We start from the raw sequence: 22,562 nt of genomic DNA on the forward strand, positions 1-22,562 counted from the left end.
GTGTGCAGCCCTACCCCCCTGCGGCACATCCCTACGTCCCGTCGCAGGTCTATCCCCCGCCCCCACAGCCACCTGCCGCCGCGGCGCCCTGGCCGGTCCCGCCGTCATCGCAGGCGAGCCACCCGATGCACCCCGCAGCCGGCGATCAACGCCTGTTTCAGGTGCGCATCAGAAAGCACACCGGCGCGATCATCCTCATGTTCAACCAGACCTACACCGTCACAGGGACTCTCGCTCAATGCGAGGCCGCGCTACGCAATGCTTTGCTGCACAATTTGCTCGCCGGTTGGTGGAGCGTGGGGTCAGCCCTGATCTGGAATTGGGTTGCCTTAGTCGAAAACCACAGTGCGCGAAAGCATCTGCACCGCCAAGCCACCCAGGCCTACACCGCCCAACGCGCTCCGTGAATTCAGCCCACCGTGCCAGCCAACCCCACGACCTTTACCTAGCTTGCGTGAGGTTGGTTGCTTTCTGACGACGCGGCCGCGACGTCGAGCCGCGCGCACTTCCTGTTACGTGATCGTCAACTCGGCGATGAGATTCTCGATCGCTTGTGCGACTTCGGGCGCAATGGGACGTTCGGCTTCGACATCTTGAAGCACTGCTAGGGGCAAGCCGGCGCCAGTCGCGGCCTCCTCCAGGCTTAGCTCTGCACGGTGGCGGGCCCCGTAAAGCCGCTGGCCCAAAGTGGCCGTCGGCGAGCCAGCAGCCCGCATCATCACATCGTTGTAGCTGCGCCGCACCCTACTCAATGCCTTCACGGCCTCAGGGCCGCCCGTGGCGTGGCGCGCAGCGCTGGCAGCAAGCCCCTCAAGCTTGCGTAGATCAGCCAGGATGGTGGTGGCTTTGGCGATGAACCCCGGCGCGGTTGGGTCAGGCAAATCAGCGATGGCCGTGCCCAGGGTTTCCATGGCCAATTCCACCGTCCGCGCCATCATCGGCGCCTGAATGGACTCGGTCAACACCTCGGTCGCCTCGTCGCTGACCGACTCACGGGTAGCAGGCATCAGAACAGGGGCGGGCGACACGGGCAACGCCGGAGCAGCGCCTCGCCGCAGGCTTGTGATGTAGCCCGAAGGCCACCCCAAAGTCTCTTCCAGCTTCGCCAGCGTTTTTGCACGTGGCCAGCTCACACCTTTTTCGAACTTAAGCAGGGCGCTCGCGTTGAGAATTCCGCGCCGGTCGATTTCGCGCTGAGAGAGCCGTAATTGTTGGCGGCGCTCAGCGACCGCGCGGCCCGCGCGCACCACCCCAGGATCCCTTTCGCCGTCCCACGACGGGTATTCGGTCTGAACCGGACTCAATGACTGGGTCGACTCATCACGTGCAACGTCCAAGGTAAGGCGCACTTCCACCCCGTCAGGTGCCCCCAGGTGCAGGGTCGTGGCACCGGTAATGAGCACCGCGCTGCGCGCCACGCCATCGACGAACATTCCGTTGGTGCTGGCGTCAATGGCCTGCCAGCCCGCGGGTTGGGGTTCGAGGCGAACATGCCGCCGCGAGACACGCTCGTCATCCACGCCGACCGCGGCCCCGGCCTCTCGACCGATAAAAGCCACGCCGGCCGCCGGGCTAAGGGTGTGAGTCGCCCGACCTACCCGCGCAATCAGCGTGGGCATGTTGGTCAGTTGGCTGGTTGTCAATTGTCGCTCCCTCGTCCGCGCTGCTGCGGTGTTATCAAACATAGCGCTCGGTGGAAGGGTACACCCCTTGGCCATGCGCCCTCTAATGAAACAGTGCATGGCCGCGATCCCTGTTAGCATCGCCTCCGCGCATACACAGAGCGTGACCGGTGACGCTGACAGCTGCCATCCAGCGGTTTTACTACCCCGATAGGCGTTACGCCCACCCGGCTGGGTGGACATACTCCGGGGTAATCCGATAGCTCGGTGCTATGGTTTTGAACATTGCGCCATGTTTAGTGCTTGCGTTAGTGTTGAGCGCAAGGCTGTGGTGTCCGTCGCCGGCAGCCGCAGTCAGAGAGGTTTCCCCATGCGCCACCTGCAGCCGCCCCCGCCAGCACAGCACTACCCGCCCACACCGGGCCTCGCGCCCGTCGGCCCCCAGCATCCCTACGGGCCGCCGATCCAGGCGCTGCACCCCCTACAACCGTTCCCGGGGCCGGTTCAGCGCGGGCCGATGCCCTACCCGCACCACTACCCGCCCAACCGTGGTGGGAGTGTTTGGGGGCCAGCCCCGTTCCCTCCACGCGCTCCCCGGGCCCGGGCAGCTGTGCGCGGCAAACGTCTGCCGCTGTACCTGGGTGCAGCGCTTGCCGTGATCGCCGCGACTGTGCTCATCACGGGATTCTGCGCGCCGGGCTTTTTCATGACCAAACAACTCGACGTCACGGCGGTGCAGGCCGCGGTCACTCACGTCTTATCGGACCCAAACGGTTACGGGGCCAGAAACGTCAGCGACGTGACCTGCAACGACGGACACAACCCCACCATCGTCAAGGGTGATACCTTCACCTGCCAGGCGACCATCGACCACATCAAACACCAGTTCGTGGTCACCTTCACCGATGACGCCGGTAGCTACGAGATCGACGCCCCGAAGGGGACGAAGGTCTAAGACATGCCACTCGACGACCCCGGCCCGCCTAAACCGCGCTACCGCAACGCTTTAGGGGCAGGCCTGGCACTGCTGGGGCTGGCGGTCATGTCGCTGATCGCCTTGCTCTTGTTCAACGTGTTGGGCAACTGGGTGTTCGCAGTCAAGCTCGAAGAGGGTTATTTTCCACCAAATTCGGGCAGTGTCGTGCGTTCGGGCCGCATCGCGGTCCTCGCCGCGACCGTGTTGATTCCCGTCGCGGCGGGTCTTGGCGCAAGCACGGTCGCCGTGCGCCCGCACCCCTTCGTGCAGGTGGTTGCGGCAATCACACTAGCGGTTATCATTCCGGTGCTACTGGTTGTGTGGCTCTGCTACGGGCTGGTTTTCTAGGCCATTGCACTGTGCTGCACTGTGTTTCGACGAATGCATCGTGCATGAATACGGTCTCGAGCACGTCCCATCCCCAGCGTCTCGCGCGGCTAGGCTAGGGGTGGCGTGTGATGTTGTCGTTGATCGCCCGGACCAGCATGACGCCCGCGGTGATGGTGTTTTGCCCACACACGCGCACATCGGCAATGATGTTGCGCCGCACGGCCATCGCACGTTCGCATTCGCTATCTTTGTGTCCTGTTGCCCCGGCGGGCAACAGGACGGTGCTGGCGATACCGTCTGTGTCGCTGACGATGGTGATCGTGGCGTGGTCAGCCGGCTGGCCGCCGGGAAAGGACACGGTGACGTCGGTAAGTCGGCACCCCTGCCACGCCGATAACTGCTCGGCTCGAAACTGCTGCGCGGCGGCCTCATCCGGGAACGCAGCGACAGCCTGGATAACCTTATGACGTCCCGGACTGGGTTCCATCAACCCTTGGACCGCCACCCCGGTATACCCCGACCCCGTGTAGGTGGCTTCTAACGCCGGCGCCACGGCGCTTGCGCACTTGGCCGGGTCTATCGACGCATCCGAGGAAAGCGACGTCGACACCTCACGCGGGTTCATCTGCACATGGTTGAGTATGTTGCTGACCTGTTCGGCAGACGCTAACAGACTGGGCAAGGCCGCGGTGTCTACCGGCGGCGCCGCTGGCGGGGCGCTCGTCGCCGATGACGTCGGCGCGGGTCTGCTCGAGGAAGGGACACGGGTGGACGACGGCGCCGCTGACTTCGGTGTCGTTGTTGACTCGTTGCTGCCCAGCACCACCAGCGTGATCACCAGCCCCGTCACCACCACGGCGGCCGCACCCGCAACCCACCATGGCCAACGCGGACGGCGCCGCGGTGGCGGGTATCCGCCCGGACCTATCCCGACTGCGCCGGCCGGGTAGGGATGCGGCTGTTGCCCGGGTAGCACAGGCCATGGCGGCGCGGCTGGCGGAACCTGCCAGTGCGAGGGGCCAGGCGGCGGGGCTTGCCAGGGCGGGGAAGCGCCAGGCGGTCGGCCGACGTGCGCCCCATGCTGCGGCGGGCCCGATGGAGGCGCGGGCGATCCACTCGGCGGGAACGGTGGCACCGGGTATTGCGGCGGCCGGGTATGCGATAGGTCCATCGTCTCCTCGCCGCGAAACTTGTGTGCGCTCATCGTTTCGTCGTCAGGCCCGGGCCCCCATTCGTCACTCATGTTGGTAAGCCTGCCTCAAAGCGGTGAATTGCTCAGTGGGATTGCGCATTAAAGGCCGTCAACCCGAAGATGGACGGCTTTGGCGCCGCCTGCGGCCCACGATTGTCAACTCCGATCTCAGGCGTCGGGGAAGCGTTGGTAACACAGGTCGTCATTGCTGCTGACAACCCCAGAGCGAAACGCGGTGATCCGGGTGAACCCGGCGGGCACGGTCTGCCCGTTGACGTCGCTGGCCACCAGGTGGTTGGTGAGCAGTCCCGCGACGGCCTTATCGAGGTCGCCGGCAGTCAACGTCAGGCCATTGCCAGATGGCAGCGACACCGGACCGGCCATTTTGCGGTGCGCGAGCCCTGTCAGACAAGCGGTCCGCAGTGCACTTACCGGCGAGTCCAGTTTCAGGCCCCGTTCGTGTTGTACCGCAAGGACATACCGCGACATCACGACCGACATGGCGGTGTCGTCGCCTTGAATCAACACATGGCCGGACTGCTCGTCAGCGGGTGCACCCATCTTCTGCAGCTGCGCCAGATCAACGGCGATGGTGTTGGTGGCCGGGCAGTAAGACGCGGGCGGGTGGGCTTGCGCATCAGGGCAATTGCCGCCGCTATAAGACAGCTGTGGCGGACTTTTTGGGGCGAAGATGGCGCTGAGGGTGTCCATCAGCGACGACATGGTCTGCTCGTTGATCGGCACCTCCCCCGTCTCGAGCCGACCGGATTGGTCGTAGGTCAACGCGATCGGCAGGTCCCCCCGACGCTGTTTGACCTCGTTCTCATCGATCACGCCACAGGCCGACGCCCCGGATACGAATCCCATCTGGAAAGCGCTGACCCGGTCGAGTGCGGTGCCGTGCCCTTCTTCGATCAACTCCTGATCTTGCGGGGTCAGGATCGGGTCACGAATAGTCATCAGGCCGGCCAACACGTGATCGAGCCCGTCACCGGTACTGAGGGTGAAGCGCGTCGATTTTCCCTCGGCTACCCAGCGCATGTAGACCCCGCCAAAGCAGTCCGCCTGCTGTTCGCGCACGATCGTCGAGGTGTCCCGACCGATGATTTTGGCCATATTCTGAATGGCGTGGCCGTATTCATGGGCGAAGATTCCGGTGACCGGCATCGGACCAAAGTAGGTCTTGCCGGTGGGGATCAGCACGCCGCGGTCCCAGGCAATCAGATTGCAGCGCGGTGAGAACAACGCGTTGACCAGTTTGTAGGTTCTTTGATGGCACACGATCGGGCTGGCTGGATCCTCGGAGTCATAGGAGATGAGCTCCTCGACGGGCGTGAAGTCACCCTTGAATGATTTGCTGTAGTTGGATTGCCAAAAATCCTGAATGTCGTTGATTGACAGCAGTACCAGCTTGTCTTCGTCCCCGTGGTTGGTGTTCTTCACGGTGCCAGTCGGTGGCGGCGCGTCGCTGCGCGGGCCGCTGGGCCCGTCTACCGCCAGAAGGCCGCCGACGTGAAAAGGGTCATACAACATGGATGAGCCGTGGGCTTTGACGACGGTGGTACATCCGGTGGCCACAGCGATCACGACGACGACGCTCACCGCGGTCGCTGCGGCGGTACGGAGCCATCCAGTCACGTGGCACCCCTATTTTCCATGTTCGTGCTAATGGGTGAATTGATGCGGCATCAGCCAAGGGTCGGGCTTAAGGATACGGTCTCGGCGAACAAACTCTGTGGGTTTATTCTCGTTAGTCGGGACGACCGACATCGAAATTCCCGTTGTTGTCCAGGAAAGTGGCGGTGACGCGTCGCGGGGCGCCGTCGACATTGACCTGGCAGGTAAAACTGTTGCCTTGCTTTATCGTGACGTTTTCACCGTGGTTGCAATTGACATCCGCCACGTTCTTATCCCCGTAGCCAGTGATCTCATCGGTCAGCACTCGTTCGATTTCCGATTGGGCGGCCTGGACGTCGAGCTTTTTCGTCAACAGCAAGTCGGGATTGGACAACCCGATCACTAAGACCTATTGCCAGGACGACAGCAGCCGATCCGACTCCACCCCACAACAGGGCAGTCGACTGCGTGGATCGCTGGCGTCCTGCGGACCCAGGGGGACCATAGGGCGGGCTGGCGTATGGACCGGGCGGCGGATGACCGTACGGGTTGGCTTGTCCATACGGGAACGGTTGAGGCGCGAAACCGGGCTGCTGGGCAAGACCTGGTGACGGCGGGAGGGGCTGCCCTGCCGGCGGGAAGCTCGGAGCCGGGTCGGGGCCGTGGCGCTGCGATGGGGGTGTCGCAGGCGGCGGCCCAGTTGGCGCACGGCTGCCCGGGTGGACGACGGGTTGTTGGTAGACGGTTTGTTCGTCCTGGTCATCGGACGCCGCCCGGGCTGGCTCACTGCGGGGCCTCGCGTCTGGGTTGTCGGTGTCGTTATTGCGTTGCGGCGCTCTGGGTGTGGGCGCCACCAGGGTTTTTTCTGGATCGTCAACCAACGGCTTTTTGTTCCCCACGACGGTGGTTTCTTCGTCGGCGTGCGACTTGCGGGATACGACGATGGTGCGCTCCGCGTCGTCAGGCGTTGCAGCAGAGCTGGATTGGGCGCTATCGCGGCCCCCGGACGGCAACGAGCCTGACGGGCTGGTGGTCTCGCCATCGTCGGGTTTGTGCGCCATCATGCCCGCATGCTCTGGTCGCTACCCAGCGGGTGAAGGTGCCTGGTGTGCCAAGTGGGCATCGCGCTCTCCATCTGCGGCTCACGGGTTATCACGGCGGCGGCCGGCATCAACGGGACCGCCACGGATGCGCGTCCAGCATCGCGGTCACCCGCTCAATCACGCCGGGGTCGGTGCGACCTTCTCGGGCCAGTTGTTCGGTTGCCGCCGCGATCCGAGCAAGAAGCCCGCCATAGGCGCGGGTGGCGGCTTCGACGTAGACGTGCACGGCATCGCTACCTTGCGCCGTCAACGCCCGCAAGTGCTCAGAGAGATCGCCGGACTGGCGTTGCACCGTGGACACCAAGGCGCCCACCGCCTGTGCATCAACTGGTCTGGCGCCGCCACCCAGCGCCGTCTCGAGCGCGAGGTCGAGATCCCGCACCGTGGTCAGGACGTCTTCGACATAGCCGGTGTGACCGCGTATTTCTGCGGCCGGAATAGGGACACTCAGCAATAGCTCAGCGGACGGGTGGGCTTGCGCGGCTTGAGCGCGTGCCCGCGCCGCCTCGGATTGGGCGGCGTACAGAGACGCCAGCGCTTGCTCTGTCTGCTCACGCGCCGCTTCCACTTCCGCCGCGCATTCGGCGCGCAGCTGCTCGATTTCCTCGCTCGTACGGGCGATGGCGTCGTCGGCTTCTGCGCGTGCCCGAGCAAGCGCAGCGTGGGCGGTTGACACCTCACCGTCGGCCTGGCCCCGGGCGGCCGCCACCTCGGCCGCGGCCAGCGCCCGTACCCGTTCGAGCTCGCCGCGCAACTCTTCCAAGTCTTGCTGAGCCGCTCTGCGGTCTTCGGCGCGCTCGGTCATGCGCTGTTCGGCGCGCGTGTCAGCTGCGCGGGCCTGCTCGGCGGCGGCGGCCACCTCGGCGCTCGCGTCGGCGCGTACCCGTTCGAGCTCGTTGCGGAGTTCTTCGAGGGCACGCTGAGCCGCCGTGCGCTCTTCGATCCGCTCGGCCGCACGTTCTTCGGCCCGTCGGTCAGCGGCGCGGGCCTGCTCCTGTGCGGCGGCGACCTCGGCGGCGGCGTCGGCGCGGACCCGATCCAATTCGCTACGTAATTCTTCGGCAGCTTGTTGGGCGCTGCGCAGTTCGGCGGCGTGTTCGACAGCCTGACGTGCGGCTGCGCTGTCTGCTGCCCGCGCCTGCTCGCGGGCTTGCGCGGCGGCCTGGGCGGCCTCTTCGGCCTCGGCGCGGGCCATGTGCGCGGCTGCTTGAGCGTCACGCTTGTCTTGTTCGGCCTGGCGCGCCTGGTGCTCGGCCACAGCCCGCAAATGGTCCGCCTCGACGAGCTGCATCGCTGGTGAGAGCCGTTTTGGTGCTGGCCCACTACGGTTGCGATGTTCGATCAGCTCGCCTTCGCTCATCGCGGCCACCGCGGCCAACTGCGCCGGCGCGGGCTTGCCAAGCCGCTGGGCAGCATCGACCGCGGCCGTCGCGGCCTGCTTGGTCACCGCTGCCCATCGGTCGATGTCGAGTTCTTCGATGTGCTGACGCAGATGTGTCATTGACGGCGTCGCCTGCCCTGAGCTGCGGCCACCTCTTTGGCGGGCCGGGGGCGTGGGGTATCGCCACCTTGCGCCGGTGAGCCCGATGACTGCACGGTCTCCCTCGGACCGGAGGGAGCGTCAGCGAGCGTGGGCTCAGCTGAGGCCGAGGGGACGGACGGCTCGGACGCCACGCTGCCCTGCTGGGCCAACACCTGCGAAAACTGGCTCAAGTAGACCGTCACCGCGCCCGTCAGCGTGGCGTCACCGAGACTCTCGGCGTCGCGTAACAAACCCCGCAACAGCTCTAGAGCCAGTTCTGGCCCCAAATCCACCGTGGCGCCTCGGCTGGCCGCCGGCTCTATCCCCGCCGTTTCCACCACCCACACCAGCCGCTGCCAGCATCGGTCCACCGCGGTGTTGTGTTGCTCGGCCTCACGAATTTGACGGTTGTGGCTCTCTTGCCGCTTGGATGCACGCCAGAAGCCAATCAGGATCACCGCAGCCAACAACAGTGCCGCAAGCAACGCCGCAGCGCCCCCGAACCCAGCTGAGGTGAGGAACTCGCGGGCCGGCGGCAGCGCAGGCATCCGCTCAGGCACGAGGACCACCGAATCCACTGGTGGGGCCACAGGCATCGACATGGAAAAACCATACCGACCTGTCAGGGCCTGGCGCGACGCTCACGATGATTTGCTCGGCGGGCGTCGCACAACCCCGCCAGCACCGCTAGGTTCGATTCAAATATCACTTTGGCCCCGACAGTCGTTGTGCTGCAACCGATACGAGTGAAAAGGATCCAGTGAAAAGCTGCGCCCACACCTCGCCTGCGTGGCGTTGCCTCGTCTCGGTGGCCACCGCGGCGGCACTGCTGACCGGGTGCAGCTCACCGGCTTGGCGCACCGGCAACCCACCGCCGCCGGCGTTGAACGCTACCCACGGCGTCTACCGTCTGGTCCAGGAGCCCGAAGCAGGCTACGCGGCCATCCTCGGGATCATCGGCCAGGCGCGCCGAACCCTGCGCATGACGATGTATGAGCTGGCCGATTCCGCCGCGCTCAGCGCGCTCGTCGACGCCCACCGCAGGGGCGTAGACACCAAGATCATTCTCGACGCCGCATTCCACGGCCGCCAAACCAACACGGCCGCCTACGACCAGCTCAAAGCAGCCGGCATCGACGTACGATGGGCGCCCGCGGCCACCATCTTCCACCAAAAGACACTGACCGCCGATGACACCGAAACCGCAATCGGCACAGCCAATCTCGTGGCCAAGTACTACCCGTCTAGCCGCGACGCCTGGGTACTTGACACCGACCCCGCCGACATTGCCGCCATCACCGCCACCTTCGACGCCGACTATGCCACCGCCGCAACGGGCCGCCCAGCACCAGGTGTGCCAAGCCCACACCTGATCTGGTCACCTGACGCTCGCGCCGCCTTTCTACAGCAACTCGACACCGCCGGGCACAGCATCGAACTGACCACCGAAGAACTCAAAGACCGCGCCATCGTGGCCGCCTTGACCAAAGCCGCCCACCGTGGCGTCACCTGCCGCATCGTGCTGACCGCCAACCCGGCCACCGTCCACACCGTCGATGAACTCACTGCCGCCGGATGCAAGACCCATCAATACCCCGCCGACCGCAAGCATCTGTATATCCACGAGAAAATGATCCTGATCGACAGGACTGTCCTCGTCATCGGCAGCCAAAACCTGTCCACCACAAGCCTTCTGGAAAACCGCGAAGTGTCCTTGCTGCTCACCAACCAGACCGCCAAGCCGGTCATCGACGCCGTGGCAGCCACCTTCGACAACGACGACCGCCAGTCCACGCCGTAGGGTCCCGCCAGGCCGCGGACGCATAATGGTGTGGTGCAGCGCATTCCCTTGCCCCCAGCCCCCATGCTGGCCAGCGCCGCACCGCCCCCTGCCGACACCACTGGATACTGTTTCGAGGCCAAGTGGGACGGCATCAGGCTGCTTGCGCGATGCGCCGAGCGGGTCGAGTTATTCAGTCGCCAGGCCACCAACCTCACCACCTGCTTCCCGGAGATCGTCGACGCGCTCTCAGCGGGCCTTGAAGGGCGGACTGCCATCCTCGATGGTGAGCTCGTCGCCTTCGATCACCACGCTCGACCAAATTTTCAGCTGATTCAGCGCCGCCTACGCGCCCCGCGCCCGGGCCCCCGCCTACTCGCCTCCGTGCCGCTGACGTTCTGTGTTTTCGACATCATCTACCTCGACGGCCATGACCTCACCGGGCACACCTACCTGCAGCGCCGCAGGATGCTCGACGACCTGCGCCTGCACAAACCACCCATCGTCATCTCTCCGTACTGGACAGGTATCGGCACTGACGCGATGGCCGAGATTATGCGGGGCCTGGGCTTGGAAGGCTACGTCCTCAAGCACGCCCACTCCACCTACCAGCCCGGCCGACGCTCGGCTGCATGGATCAAACACGTTGTCCGCCAACGAAGGCCCATGGTGGTCGGCGGGTTCATCCCGAGCGCCGGTACCCACCGCGGCGGTCTGGGCGCACTGCTGGTCGGGGCCTACGACACCAACGGCGAGTTGCGCTACTGCGGGCACGTGGGCGCCGGCATGACGCCGCGCACGCGGGCCAGCCTAATGGAGCGCCTCAGCGACCTGCAGCAACCCCTCACACCGTTCGCCGCACCGATACCAGAGCTACGCGGCGCCCGCTGGGTACGCCCGACGGTAGTCGTAGACATCGAATACCGCCAATTCACAGGAAGATTGCGCCACCCAGCACTCAAAAGCGTTCTCATCGACGCTGATAGCTCTGGAATATCGCTTCCCCCCGAGGGGTGAGGCTCTCGATAGCATGGGCTTAAGAACCAGCTGCGATGTCGAACAGGGCCAGCTGCACCGGTTTTGACGGTGTGCGACGGCCTGGCCGGCGCTGACGGCTCTCTTTGTGTGCGACGTCGGCGATCGCGGCGGCAGCAAAGGCCAGGTATTGCGCACTGGGCTGTTTGTCGACTTCCTGCCCGGGCCGATAGGTCGATCGGATCGACTCACGCAGCGCAGGAGGCACAAGAGACCAGTGATGTGCGCACATGAATAGCCGCGGCTCGATGTCGACATCGCACCCGCGGGCCCGGCAGACATGTGGCGGTGCCGTATCCGAAGGCGACGGCAGCGGCGTCGTCATTTCGACTGCCGGGCAACGCAGTTGGGCCGCGCGCGACTGTCTGCTGCGCGGCCATGCGATGTGATCACCGCAGCCTCCCAACTGTCGGACTGGTTCAGGGCTGGTAGATGGTGTCGGCGACATGGGTGGCGAAATCGTTGACCACCTGCCATGTGCCCTGGACAACCACCGCGATTAGCGCCACAGCGATCAGCACGGCCGCCAGCAGGCCGCCAAGCCACGGGAACTTACGCGAATCATTCACTTTCGCCACGGCTTTCAGTCGATGACAACACCGCCGCGACCTGACGAGGACGCCGTAGGTGGTGGGGGGTCAGTTCCCAGTGGGTGATACGGCCAGGCTGGTCTGCGACGCGGCGCACGACACCGCGCCGCGCCAAAATCACCAGCGCGCGATAGACCTCTTCGGCCACCACGGGGCGGCCACGCGGGCGGCACACCTCGGTAACAGCCAGGCGGGCTTGGGTGGTCGACATCGGTTGATTCGCGTCAGCCAAAACCGCGACGAGATGCTCGCGTAACTGCTCGGCGTTCACTGGGCGATCGCTTCGGCGGCGCGGCGGTGGCGTGCCACAATCCATTCCCACATGGTGCTGGGCTTATCCACGGCGGCCCGGTCAGCCTGCAGCAGCGTTTTCACTGCGCGGTCGTATTTGGTGAGGAAGTCAGGCCAGTCGGGCAGCTCGGTGGTGATGCCTGCCGTTCCGCGGCGCAGCAGCCGGGCTTGGCCCCGGTTTTGCGGAAGCAGTCGCCGGTAGTCAAGGCTGGGACCTAGCTGAGAGGACAACGTTTTCCCGCCGGTGGCCTGATCGAAGCTTTCCTGGCGGCGGGTGGTCTCACGTGACCACTGTTCGCCGCGCTGCAACATTTCCATCTCGTCAGCGCCGTACATGATCAGCGCGGCCGGGAAGGTGGCGCGCAGCTCGCGGGCATAAGCGCTGCCATAGACGGTGTCGAACTGGCAGGACGCCTGCACGGCGAGCACCAGATTGACGCCAAGCCCGCGCCCTTCTGAGACATAGCGGCGCAGCGCGGGCATCGGCGCCACGTTGGTAGCCTCGTCAATCACCATCAGCAGCCGGTGCAGCATTTCCTTGCGCGCGGTTTTGCCGCGCCAGCTGCGCACCAGGTGGTCGAGCAGTGTGACGGCCGCGCCGGCGATCGACCCTTCGGCGGGGGCCAGGATGAACAACGTCGCATCCGGGTCAGACAGAAACGCATCGTCGAAACACGGTGCGGTGTCCCCGCGCAGCCCCAGCCGCATCCACGGGGTGACCGCCTTGCGCATGGTCAGCGCGATACTGTCGCGCTGCTTGGGCTCCATGGCCAGCGTGCGCATCAGCGCGTTGCGAAACAGCGGCTGGCTGGCCACCTGACGCGCGGCGCTGTGCCAGCCCGGCGCGTCGGGGTCCTTGTCGTCTTTTTCCAAGTTGTCCACGGCCAGCAGCACCCATTCGATGCCTTTGCCGTGCCCACGAGGGGAGGCCGCGTACAGCATCGCGGCCAGCGGGCCCTCGGTGTTGGCTTCCCAGATCCCAGCATCAGAGACCTGATCAATGCTCGAGCCCAGCCCGACCGCCGACATCTGCATCATGGTGTTGGCCGCAGTCACCGCCTGGTCTGGTGTGCTGATCAGCGCGGTCGGGTCAAACGAGCGCACCTGCGCATCGGCCGGGTAGACCGGCGAGTAGTCCGGGCGCAAGTCGATCACTTGTTTTGGGCCCCAACGGCGTTGGCATACCAGCCACAGCAGGTCATCTTTAGGTGACACGCATACCGCAGGCCCGCCCCACAACACCGCCGCCGGCGCTAAGACTCCGCGGGTCTTGCCGGTTTCGGTAGGGGCAGAGACCAGCAGATGGCAGGCACCCTCGGCAACCGAAAGCTGCTGGGTCGAGCTGTCACGGCTGAATCCGCAGTACGGCGAAGACGGCGGGCGATACATCGCTAGAACCTCCAGATCGGGCTCGGGTCACCGGGTGGCGCATCGCGGCGGGTGGGAAACACCCCTGGCCCGGTGAGATCATCGGGCTGTAGGAAGCCGAAATCGATGTCGTCGACCTCCTCGGCTGGGCGCATCGGCCACCAATCTCGGGCCCCGTCCACGGCCAACCAGCCTTCCAAAATGCCGTAGATGCCGGCGGTGAGCAGCGCGGCCGGGATTTGGGCCACCAGCCACGGCGCCACAGCCGCTGACACCAAGGAATCACCGGGCTCATAGAGCAGCGGCAGCGGCAGACCAACCACTACCGCCGCCCACATGAACGCGGCGATCGGGTACGAGCGTAGCTCACCGGGAATTAGCTGGACCACACGCACCGACATGGCCTTGCCCACCGGCCAGCCCAGCGGCGCCAATACCGCTGCCGACATAAGAATGATCGCATCGAACATTGCGTACGACGTTTTAATCGGGCGCGCATACCAAGGGTGAATAACATCATCGTCGGCGGGATCAACCCGCGCACCGGTGGCTGCGGTATCACGGTCTCGTATTTGGCGCGCGAGAATTTCTGAGCGCCTTTTCTGGAATATAAACGTGCGTTGGTTACGGGCGATCCACTTGCGGCGGATCTCGTCGAACCGATCAGCAGGCACTGGCATCAGCAGCATCCCCCACGGCTCGTACAGGCTCAGTGTAAAAGTCGTCAAGGCGCTGCGCGACGTCCATCAAAAAGTTTTTCAACTCGCTCGCGCAGCGCGAGACGCCGCCGCATTCGGCGTCGCGACGCGCCGCGTTGATCGCCGCTGCACACAGGTTGATCTGCTCTGATATGCGAACTGCGGGGCTCTCGCCGGCCAGCACCCGCTGGGCGGAACCTTCTTGCCACCCCAGCGCCACATCCAGGCGTGCCAGCGTCTTGGGCGCCAGCCCACCGTCACGTTCGGCGGCTTTATACAACGTTGACGGGGCTGGGCCGCCCGCGGCGGCGAGGTCCTCGCGCGTCCAGCGCAGCTGCGCCAGACGGTCCTCGACGAAAAAGAGCAGCCGCCTTACTCCGTCTGCTGGGAATGCGTTCACACAAAAGACGGTAACAACCGATCAAGTTATTTCGCTACGGCCGTGGAATATCCGTTACTGCACCCCTTAGGCTGACCCGTAAGGACAGGAGGTCAGTGGATGCGCGTGGTTTTCGGCGTCGCTTTCATCGCCATCATGGGAGCCGTTTTCACCGTGATGACGGCGGTGATCTTCGTGACCCAGCATCTGTTTGCTAGTGCGGTGATCGCGGGCGTGACCGCTGCTGCCCTGGTGAGCATCGCGCGTCGGCGACGCAAGGCCCGGTGCTCGCACCCTGCCCCGGGATACCTGGCCGTCTCGGCCCGGACACAACCCCACCCGGTCCGGGGCACGCCAACGCAGATGTCCTCAGCAGCTGTCCCGGCCCGCCGCCACCGGCCCGCCCTGGCGCCGCGGAGCGTGTCATGAGCAAAACCCCGATCGACCACCAGCGCGATCACACGATCGCGGCGACCGAAGGTTTCCTCGCCGACATCTACGGAGACGACCTGAGCGCCATCAAGGGTGAGCAGCCCGCGCAGTTGGAGGGTCAACCGCGCTGCGCGCCCGGCGACGACCACGACCCAGCGCTCACACTCAATGCGGCACCAGCCGGGGACCCCATCGACGTCGACGACACCACCTACGACGGTGCCGACCACGTTGATGTGCGGCGGCCCAGCGAGGACCCACCCATTGATCTCGACGGGCCCAGCGACTGCGATGATCAGCCCGACACCCACGGCGCTGACAACCATGATCTGGGCACCAGCGCGGCACCCGATGGCGACGAAACACCGCTGCCAGGTTCGGAATTGGTCGACCAGCTCACCGCCAGCAGCGACACAGACGACGCCGCAGGTAGTGCTGAAGAATCCGCACGCAGCCCGCGCTACAACAAGAGAATCGCTGTCGGCTTCGGCGCCGCCACCGTAGCGGCCACCCTGGTTGTCAGCGGCGCTCTGCTGGCCATGCGCAGCGACCCACACACCAGTGAGCCACCCCAGCCCAGCACTCGTCTCAGTGTTCTCGCCGCGCCGTCGAGCACCACCGCGGCCCCCGACAACCAGGACTCCACCATCCCCTATACCGCCACAGCGGTGGGATGCCTACCCGGCTCGACAGCCGCGCAATCCGTGGCCGGCGCCGACCCGACCCAAGCCTGGGTGTGTGTCACCGGCGGCAACATCGGCCAATTCCTGACCATCAATCTCGGCCGCACCATGGTCGTCACCGCCGTCTCCCTGACCCCCGGCTGGGTCGGGGCCGACGCCTCCGGCGCCGACCAATGGCACCAACACCGCGTGCTCACCCGTGTGCAATGGAGCTTCAACGACGCCCCACCCACCGCGGTGCCCCAAGAGACCGGCAGCGTGCACGGCGAAGCCACCAAACCCATGCCCAACCGCGGCGTGCTGGCATCGCGCATCATCATGCTCGTCCAAGAAACCGGGCGCGCACCGGCCGACACCACCACCAGCCCCGCCCCCGGCGGCGGGGTGCTCGGCGAGGTGCTGGGTCCCCCGGCGGCACCCGCTGACCCCACGCCGACCAGCACTCCCGCACTGCCCGGGCTGCCCGCTGACCCCAGCCACACCGACCCCGCCGACAACACCTTCGCCGTGTCGTCGATCAAAATCTTCGGCCACCCGCCCCAGTAAAGGTCTCGCCCACCATGCTCACCAACACCTGGCGCAAACGCCTCGACGGCACCCACAACGCGCTGCGCCGCGCCGGCCTCATCGTCGGCCTCGGATCGTGCAGTGTGGTGGCCATCGCCACCATCTGGGGCTGGATCTTCGACAACCCCATCGACGTCGCCGGGCCCGCGCGCAGCGCCGTCAACCGCACCGCCCTGGTCGGCTCCTACGCCCAAGACTGCGTCACCCGTTGGCTCACCGCCACCGCATCCCACCAACAGGTGCTGCACGACTGCTGGTCACTGCGCGACCCGATCAAGCTGCCCACCACCCCCGCGCTCATCGTGACCTCCCCCGCGGTCTCTGCGGTCACCTTGGTCAGCGACGTCGGCACCACCCAACAGTGGAGCGTGGTGATCACTGTCTCCGAGCGGGCCTTTGAAGCCGCCACCCCCCGCACCGCCTACTATCGGCTGCCCGTCGTCTACAGCAACTACGGCCTGCGGGCCAGCGCGCTACCGGCCCGGGTCAACGGGCCCGGCGCTGGTGCTGACGCCCCGCTGGGATACTCCACCGCGGTCGCTGACACCTCACCAGCGTTCGCCACTGTCACCGGATTCATCACCAGCTTCTTGACCGGGGCTGGCGGGCTGGAACGCTACGTCACCACCAGTTCCGGGCTGCTGCCCGCGGCCGACTATCGATCCGCCCAAGTCATCAAACTCATCGCCAACCACAGCCTCGGTGACCACGATGTGCCCGCCGAGGGCACCACCGTGCACGTGCTCGCGACCGTCAACGCAGTCACCAGCCAATACGCCCCGCTGCAGCTGGACTACCCCATCGTGTTGACCGTCACCAGCGGCCGCTGGAGCGTCTCAAGCCTCGACTATGCGCCCCTGCTCGCCGATGGCGCCGAACTGACCCCCGTCATCCCGACCGCCGCCGCGCCGCGCTAGAGGACCCCATGAGCCTTGAGCACATTCCCACCGCGATCGTCTCCGTCACACTGCTGTTGCGGCTGCTTCGACTCATGCACCGCGAGCTGCGCGCGCTGATCCTCACCGCTCTGCTCCTTGTCGCCCTCGCCGGCGGCGCACTCATGCTGGCCGCCGGACCCGGCCACGCCATCACCGTCGGCCCCCTTCTGCAAGCCCTTGTGACCTCACTAACCACGAAAGGAAATCTGACATGAGTATCGCTTCGGCCCCAACGTTTCTGGCAGCCACCGACTTGGTTTCGGGCAGCCACTCCCTCTACACCATCGGTGTGGGTGTGCTGGTTGTGTTCATCCTGCTCGCCGGCGGCGCACGCGCTGCCGGCTCCTTCTTCGGCGGGCGCATCGGCGCCACCGTGGGCTGGGCGCTGACCGCGGTCATCGTCGCCGTCATCGTCGGCTCGGGCTACGCCATCTACGTCTCGACTAAGCACACCGTCGACCGCACCGGCATCACCACCGGACAATTCGGCCAGTAACCCGAACCGCCACGCTGCCTTTCAGTGCCGAGCCGCTCCGCGGTCGGCAGGCACAACGCTTGAGGAAAGCCCGTGACCGAATCAGCCCAGCTGTTCAAAGGCGTCCACGACACCCCCGTCTACACCGACATCTTGTTCAAGAAGCCGCTGCGGCTGTGGGTGGCGATCAGCCTCTACGGGGGCACCGCCCTGACCGCCGTATTCACCATCCTGGCACTGGATTCCGGGCACGCTCGGTCCATCTTGATCTGCGGGCTGTTGGCGACCGGCGCCGCCGGCGGCACCGCAGCCCTCATGCCCCGCGGCCGGCCCACCTTGCGCTTTCGGGTGGCCAGCGCCTGGCGGGCCCTGCGCCCGGCCCTGGCCAGCAGCTCCACCGATCCGCTGCTCGCGCCGCCACGAACCGTCATCGGCAACCTAAGCTTCACCAGCCACGGCGTATACGCCCACTACCTGATCAGTGGATTGCCCTACTACCTGCAATCCACCAAACGCCGAATCGGGGTGGCAGACCGACACCAAACCCTCGCCCGTGAAATCCCCGCCGGCACTTGGATCTTCGGGCTCTCGGTGCCGCAAAACCAGCGCCAACTGTTACGCGCCATGCTCGACGGTCACCTCGACAAACCCCCCTGGATCAACGCCTGCCAGCAGATGGCGCCCGTCATCGCCGAACAAACCCCCCGCAACCGCATCTATTGGCTGGCGATGCCCGTCGACGCCGGCCGGGCCGGGCACAGCCCTGTTGGCCAAGCCACCAAACTGCGCGACTGGGTGATCGGCCGCGACAAAGACTCCGACGACTCGGTGGCCGCCTACCAACGCCTCGCCCACGACATCATCACCGCCCTGCCCGAAGAATTCGGTCCACAACCCGTCAGCGCGAACATGATCGCCTGGTTTTGGCGCCACAACGCCTGGCGGGGAGTGTTCAACAGCCCCCTGCCACGGCGCGACACCACCAGCCAGCTCGACACCACCGCGCTGCCGGCCGCAGTGTTCGACGACGGCGACCAACACCACCACGGTGGGCGCGTACTGCCGCTGCGCCTCATCGCCGCCGCCCTGGCCCTGGCGGGCGCCGCTGGCGGCACCGCGCTCGGACCCGCGCTGGCCGCCCCCATCGTCGCCCTGGCCGCGGCGGCGATGGGGGCCTGGAGCGCCGGCATCCGCCGTATCCCCTCGTGGAGCAAAACCCTGCGGGTGTCCAGCCCCGAAGGCACCTATCCCGACAGCTATCAAGCCATCCTGCCCGTCGTGGATATGCCCAAGGCCGGCATCGTGTTTCCCGGCTCGGAATTTCTCCAAGCCCTCGACGACCTCGACACCGGCGCCACCTTCGACTTCGCCGTCAACCTCGTCACGCTAAGCCGCGAAATGGAATTCGTGCGCAACGACCGCGCCAAAGGCAACATCGACGACCAATTCACCCAGCGCCGCGACGTCCGCAACGGCGACGCCGAACTCATCGCCACCTTGCGCCAACTCGCCGAATACCGCCGCCAGCTCGAAGCCAACATCGACGAACGCCCCCTGCACGCCGCCTTTCTCATCGCCGTCGGGGCGCCCGACCACGAAACGCTGGACTACAGCATCAAACGCCTACGCGAAGAACTCACCGCCTCCGGCCAAATCGCCATCCGCCACTATCGCGGCGCCCAAACCAAACTGTGGGCGGCCTTCAACCCCGCTGCACCCACCCACAAAACCACCGTCGACCAATTCACCCAACCCACCACCACCAAGAAGTGGTCACGGTTCGTGCCGTTCACCTCCTCCATGGTCGGCAACAGCACCGGAATCCTGTTGGGATTCAACAGAAACAACGCCCTCAACAGTGCGGTGCTGCTCGACCTGCCCGCCGCCGCACGCCGCAACCGCAACCCCTGCCTGGTGTGCAGCGGGGCGCTGGGATACGGAAAATCCTATGCCGCCAAACGCATCACCCGCGGCGAAATCCAGCGCGGCGCACAAGCATTCATCGTCGACCCCGGTACCGAATGGCAAAAAGCCCTCGTCGACGTCGCCAACAAGGCGGTCATCGACATGGCCGGCAACCAGTTCAGCTGCGACCCACTGCGTGTCTTTCCCCCTGGTCTCGCTGGCGGCTACTGGCTCGACTACATGATTCCGATGATGAGCCTGGACCCGCACAGCGTCGCGGTTCGCCGCCTACGCGCCATCTTGCAAGCCGACGTCGCGGCAGCCCTGGGCATCACCAGTACCGCCGCGCTCATGAAATACATCAGCCACATCCAAGCCCCCACCACCGGGCCCGATGACCGCGCCCCCCAGGTCATCCGACTCGCCGACGACCTCGCACCCATCGGCGCCGCCCTACAATCGTGGGCCACCCACGACTTCACAAGAGCCATCTTCGACCCCACGCTGCCCGTTCCCGACCTGGCCACACTCGACGTCACGATTTGGCTCACCGGCAGCCTCGATCTTCCCACCGCCGACGAAATGAACACCCCCCACCTCTACGAGCGACTCTCCGACCGCAAGCGCGCCTCGGTAGCCATCTACGGCATGCTCGTGCGGCTAGCTCGAGTGACATTCTTCGCCGACAGCACCCGCTTTGGCCTCATCGTCCTCGAAGAGGCCGCCGGGCTACTCAACTCGCGCGCCGGCGCCGACGACGCACACCTGATCAGTCGCCGCGCTCGCAAGCACTACACGGGGTTGTTGATCATCACCCAAAACCCCATCAAAGACCTAGCCCTCATGGGTGATGAATTCATCACCCAGCAGCTCATCATGCCCTTCGAAAACGAAGAACTGGCACGCCAAGTCGCCGCCAAAGTCGGCATCCGCCTTGACGACTACCCCGACATCGAAGAATTCTTCCTCGCCCAGCCCTCGCCCGAAGAGATGCGCGACCCCACCTCCTTCGACGAGCTCGACGACCGCCCCACCGCCGAGACCGGCCCGAACCGGGCTGGGCGGCAAGGTTACGGATTCTTCGTCGACGAGTTCCGCCGCAAATCCCCCATCTGGGTCGCCAGCGAACCCGACACCGCCGTGCACCACGCCTACGACACCACCCCCGGGCGCGCGGCATGACCACCGCGCCAACCACATTCAGCCAACGCGCCGCCGAATACCTGGGCTACCAGATGGCCATCCGACCCCGGCTGCGCCGCTTCACCACCTTCTGGCTCCTCACCCACACCCTGGCAGCGGCCGCGCTCGCCGGCGCGCCACCGGCGGCTGCCTCCACCCTGGCCGGTGCGCTCAACTGGACTGGTGTGACCGACAGCCACGGTGTGCCCGTGGGCAGCTACTACCTGTCGGTGGTCAGCACCAGCGAGGCCATCACCAAAGCTGGCCCGGGTCTGAGCGTCGACCCGTCGAGCTGGGCTCGCTGGCTGGCCAACGCCGTCACAGTCGGACTCGACCATGAGCTGATCGTGGAACTGCTGCAAGCCCAGGCCGGCATCTACATTTTCATGATCGCCATGTCGCTGTGGCTGCTGCGGTTCGCCATGTCCAACACCTGGCTATTGTGGCTGGCCACCTGGTTTCGTCCCATCTTCGAGACCATCCGAGTCATCCTGGCCGATCTGTGGGTCTTTCCCATCTGCCTGATGCTGGGCCTCGGCGTCGGCGCATACCACATCCTGTGGCACGGCCGCAAAGGCTTCGGATCGGGAATCATGCTGTCCACCATCGCTGTTGGCGTCCTGGGCATCGTGCTCACGCATGACCCACTGTCTGACCTCTACAACGAAAACGGGCTGCTCACCCAAGGCCGAAACCTCGGATTCAGCGTCTCCCAGGCGGCGTTCAACAATGGCTCCATCACCACCGGGGGCGGTCAAGCCCAGCTGCAACACCTGACCGGCCTCATCGCCGACGCCACGGTGCGGATGCCGTTGCAGCTGATGAACTTCGGCACCACCGTCGATGACATCGGCACCTGCGGGGGTGCCTACACCGCCGCCATGCTCACCCCTCACGACGGCAGCGACCTCGCCGGTCCCGCCCACGCCATGGCGTCCTGCGGGGCACCACAGGCCCTGTCGTTCGCCCAACACCTCAGCGGCGCCAACCTCGCCCTAGGCAGCTGCTATGGCCTGCTCGGGGCGGTCTTCGCCTTCTTCGTCTGCTACGTCACCTACAGCTACGTCATGGTGTGCTGCGCGGCCTTCGTCAACGCGCTGTTGTCCATCGTGGTCGCCGCGCCCGCCATGATTCATGGCCACCCGCGGCGGCGCGCCGCCCGGCGTATCAAGATGTTCTTCAAACACGCCGCCCTGGTGTTCGCCTACACCACCTACATCTCCATGGCCGCGATGATCGTCCTGAAAATGGGTGCCCGCGGCGGCTACGCCGATCAGGTCGGCATGAGCCACCCGCTGGCCCGACTCTTCATGATCGCCATCGTCTCCGCGGTCGCGATCGGCGTGTTCTGGTGGCTCAAACGTGAACTCGGCGACCACACCCGCCACGACTTCACCCAGGCCATCAGCGATCTCGGCCACCGAAGCCGCGAGGGCTACCAACGCGGGCAAGACGCCTACGACCGAGCCCGCGAGCTCAACTCACGCGCCCCCTGGTCCAAAACCGCCGGCGACGACCCCACCGATGCCCCTGATGAGCCCGACCAGCCCCTCACTGGCACCCCGGTCAACGGTCGACCACCCGGCGGACGACCACCCTCGCCCGGCCGCGCCCGCCATCACACACCAACAGCGCCGACCCCCGCCTCGACACCGGGTGCTACGGCCACGTCCGAAACACCCGCTGCGGCAACTTCCTCGGCTGCTGTTGACGGGGCGGTGATGGCCGGAGAAGCCGGCGCCGCCGTCGCGGCACCCGAAGTCGTCGCCGGCGCCGCAGTCGCCACTCGTGTCGTCCACCACCAGCGCCGTGACCACAACCCCGGCGGGAGCGCCCAGCCCACCGCCACCGGCACAGCCACCCAAGCACCTCACGCC

At 65.8% G+C, this 22,562-nt stretch carries 25 protein-coding genes; 13 read left to right on the forward strand and 12 right to left on the reverse strand.

Annotated elements, in window-relative coordinates:
- On the forward strand, nt 1-407 hold a 407-nt coding region (locus tag BST44_RS26270; protein WP_208619888.1), incomplete at its 5' end, for a hypothetical protein.
- Nucleotides 408-512: 105 nt separating this feature from the next.
- Here BST44_RS26270 and BST44_RS26275 read toward each other — a convergent pair.
- On the reverse strand, nt 513-1,643 hold the full coding sequence (locus BST44_RS26275) for a helix-turn-helix domain-containing protein (RefSeq protein WP_158086677.1): 1,131 nt from the start codon (nt 1,641-1,643) through the stop codon (nt 513-515).
- 349 nt (nt 1,644-1,992) lie between these two features.
- Here BST44_RS26275 and BST44_RS31140 point away from each other — a divergent pair, with 349 nt between their 5' ends.
- Together BST44_RS31140 and BST44_RS26285 are read left to right on the forward strand one after the other, a co-directional pair.
- On the forward strand, nt 1,993-2,577 hold the full coding sequence (locus BST44_RS31140; RefSeq protein WP_231614245.1) for a DUF4333 domain-containing protein: 585 nt from the start codon (nt 1,993-1,995) through the stop codon (nt 2,575-2,577).
- Nucleotides 2,578-2,580: 3 nt separating this feature from the next.
- The gene (locus BST44_RS26285) at nt 2,581-2,946 is read left to right on the forward strand and encodes a hypothetical protein (protein ID WP_047323669.1); all 366 of its coding nucleotides are present in this window, start codon (nt 2,581-2,583) and stop codon (nt 2,944-2,946) included.
- A 94-nt stretch (nt 2,947-3,040) separates the two neighbouring features.
- Here BST44_RS26285 and BST44_RS26290 read toward each other — a convergent pair whose 3' ends face one another.
- A complete protein-coding gene (locus BST44_RS26290) occupies nt 3,041-3,610 on the reverse strand; it encodes a sensor domain-containing protein (RefSeq protein ID WP_074020913.1) in 570 nt (189 codons plus the stop codon).
- Between the two features lie 7 nt (nt 3,611-3,617).
- Between BST44_RS26290 and BST44_RS30190 the strand changes: the two genes are divergently transcribed.
- Nucleotides 3,618-3,878, forward strand: coding sequence for a hypothetical protein (locus BST44_RS30190; protein ID WP_074020917.1), 261 nt, complete (start codon nt 3,618-3,620; stop codon nt 3,876-3,878).
- Between the two features lie 410 nt (nt 3,879-4,288).
- Here BST44_RS30190 and BST44_RS26295 read toward each other — a convergent pair whose 3' ends face one another.
- The 4 genes from BST44_RS26295 to BST44_RS26310 all read right to left on the reverse strand — a co-directional run bounded on the left by BST44_RS26295 (nt 4,289) and on the right by BST44_RS26310 (nt 8,964).
- Nucleotides 4,289-5,758: a neutral zinc metallopeptidase gene (locus tag BST44_RS26295; protein WP_047323672.1), complete on the reverse strand. Its 1,470-nt coding sequence runs from the start codon at nt 5,756-5,758 to the stop codon at nt 4,289-4,291.
- 112 nt (nt 5,759-5,870) lie between these two features.
- Nucleotides 5,871-6,131, reverse strand: a complete 261-nt coding sequence (locus BST44_RS26300) for a DUF4333 domain-containing protein (protein ID WP_158086678.1) — start codon at nt 6,129-6,131, stop codon at nt 5,871-5,873.
- A gap of 776 nt (nt 6,132-6,907) precedes the next feature.
- On the reverse strand, nt 6,908-8,287 hold the full coding sequence (locus BST44_RS26305) for a coiled-coil domain-containing protein (protein WP_244184952.1): 1,380 nt from the start codon (nt 8,285-8,287) through the stop codon (nt 6,908-6,910).
- Nucleotides 8,288-8,337: 50 nt separating this feature from the next.
- A complete protein-coding gene (locus BST44_RS26310; protein ID WP_231614246.1) occupies nt 8,338-8,964 on the reverse strand; it encodes a hypothetical protein in 627 nt (208 codons plus the stop codon).
- A 206-nt stretch (nt 8,965-9,170) separates the two neighbouring features.
- Between BST44_RS26310 and BST44_RS26315 the strand changes: the two genes are divergently transcribed.
- The gene (locus BST44_RS26315; RefSeq protein WP_047323674.1) at nt 9,171-10,163 is read left to right on the forward strand and encodes a phospholipase D-like domain-containing protein; all 993 of its coding nucleotides are present in this window, start codon (nt 9,171-9,173) and stop codon (nt 10,161-10,163) included.
- A gap of 33 nt (nt 10,164-10,196) precedes the next feature.
- On the forward strand, nt 10,197-11,159 hold the full coding sequence (gene ligD / locus BST44_RS26320) for a non-homologous end-joining DNA ligase (RefSeq protein ID WP_136246248.1): 963 nt from the start codon (nt 10,197-10,199) through the stop codon (nt 11,157-11,159).
- Nucleotides 11,160-11,178: 19 nt separating this feature from the next.
- On the opposite strand, the gene BST44_RS26325 is transcribed toward ligD, so the two are convergent.
- From BST44_RS26325 to BST44_RS26345, 6 genes are all read right to left on the reverse strand, one after another.
- Nucleotides 11,179-11,502, reverse strand: a complete 324-nt coding sequence (locus BST44_RS26325; RefSeq protein ID WP_192579513.1) for a hypothetical protein — start codon at nt 11,500-11,502, stop codon at nt 11,179-11,181.
- A 94-nt stretch (nt 11,503-11,596) separates the two neighbouring features.
- On the reverse strand, nt 11,597-11,746 hold the full coding sequence (locus BST44_RS30195) for a hypothetical protein (protein WP_156181216.1): 150 nt from the start codon (nt 11,744-11,746) through the stop codon (nt 11,597-11,599).
- Entirely contained in the window at nt 11,739-12,038 is a 300-nt protein-coding gene (locus BST44_RS30715) for a hypothetical protein (RefSeq protein WP_052955336.1), read from the reverse strand. Before BST44_RS30715 ends, BST44_RS30195 begins: the two co-directional genes overlap by 8 nt.
- Nucleotides 12,035-13,447, reverse strand: coding sequence for a type IV secretory system conjugative DNA transfer family protein (locus BST44_RS26335; RefSeq protein ID WP_047323676.1), 1,413 nt, complete (start codon nt 13,445-13,447; stop codon nt 12,035-12,037). Before BST44_RS26335 ends, BST44_RS30715 begins: the two co-directional genes overlap by 4 nt.
- Nucleotides 13,448-13,449: 2 nt before the next feature.
- Nucleotides 13,450-14,115 (reverse strand): hypothetical protein, encoded by a 666-nt coding sequence (locus tag BST44_RS26340; protein ID WP_052955337.1) that lies wholly within the window; start codon nt 14,113-14,115, stop codon nt 13,450-13,452.
- A complete protein-coding gene (locus tag BST44_RS26345; protein WP_052955338.1) occupies nt 14,090-14,524 on the reverse strand; it encodes a hypothetical protein in 435 nt (144 codons plus the stop codon). Before BST44_RS26345 ends, BST44_RS26340 begins: the two co-directional genes overlap by 26 nt.
- A 99-nt stretch (nt 14,525-14,623) precedes the next feature.
- Here BST44_RS26345 and BST44_RS26350 point away from each other — a divergent pair, with 99 nt between their 5' ends.
- The 7 genes from BST44_RS26350 to BST44_RS26380 form a co-directional block, all read left to right on the forward strand.
- Nucleotides 14,624-14,932 carry a hypothetical protein gene (locus BST44_RS26350; RefSeq protein ID WP_047323677.1) on the forward strand — a complete coding sequence of 103 codons (309 nt, stop codon included), beginning with the start codon at nt 14,624-14,626 and terminating at the stop codon, nt 14,930-14,932.
- On the forward strand, nt 14,929-16,164 hold the full coding sequence (locus tag BST44_RS26355; protein ID WP_052955339.1) for a hypothetical protein: 1,236 nt from the start codon (nt 14,929-14,931) through the stop codon (nt 16,162-16,164). The genes BST44_RS26350 and BST44_RS26355 overlap by 4 nt, the downstream gene beginning before the upstream one ends.
- 14 nt (nt 16,165-16,178) lie before the next feature.
- Nucleotides 16,179-17,102 carry a conjugal transfer protein gene (locus tag BST44_RS26360; protein ID WP_047323678.1) on the forward strand — a complete coding sequence of 308 codons (924 nt, stop codon included), beginning with the start codon at nt 16,179-16,181 and terminating at the stop codon, nt 17,100-17,102.
- An 8-nt stretch (nt 17,103-17,110) separates the two neighbouring features.
- A complete protein-coding gene (locus tag BST44_RS26365) occupies nt 17,111-17,338 on the forward strand; it encodes a hypothetical protein (RefSeq protein WP_047323679.1) in 228 nt (75 codons plus the stop codon).
- Nucleotides 17,335-17,619 (forward strand): hypothetical protein, encoded by a 285-nt coding sequence (locus BST44_RS26370; protein ID WP_047323680.1) that lies wholly within the window; start codon nt 17,335-17,337, stop codon nt 17,617-17,619. Before BST44_RS26365 ends, BST44_RS26370 begins: the two co-directional genes overlap by 4 nt.
- Before the next feature lie 72 nt (nt 17,620-17,691).
- Nucleotides 17,692-20,685, forward strand: coding sequence for an ATP-binding protein (locus BST44_RS26375; RefSeq protein WP_047323681.1), 2,994 nt, complete (start codon nt 17,692-17,694; stop codon nt 20,683-20,685).
- Nucleotides 20,682-22,562 (forward strand): hypothetical protein (locus tag BST44_RS26380; RefSeq protein ID WP_083179830.1); only part of this gene is annotated, 1,881 nt, incomplete at its 3' end. The genes BST44_RS26375 and BST44_RS26380, both read left to right, overlap by 4 nt.

This window comes from Mycobacterium scrofulaceum, assembly GCF_002086735.1.
Taxonomy (GTDB): Bacteria; Actinomycetota; Actinomycetes; order Mycobacteriales; family Mycobacteriaceae; genus Mycobacterium; species Mycobacterium scrofulaceum.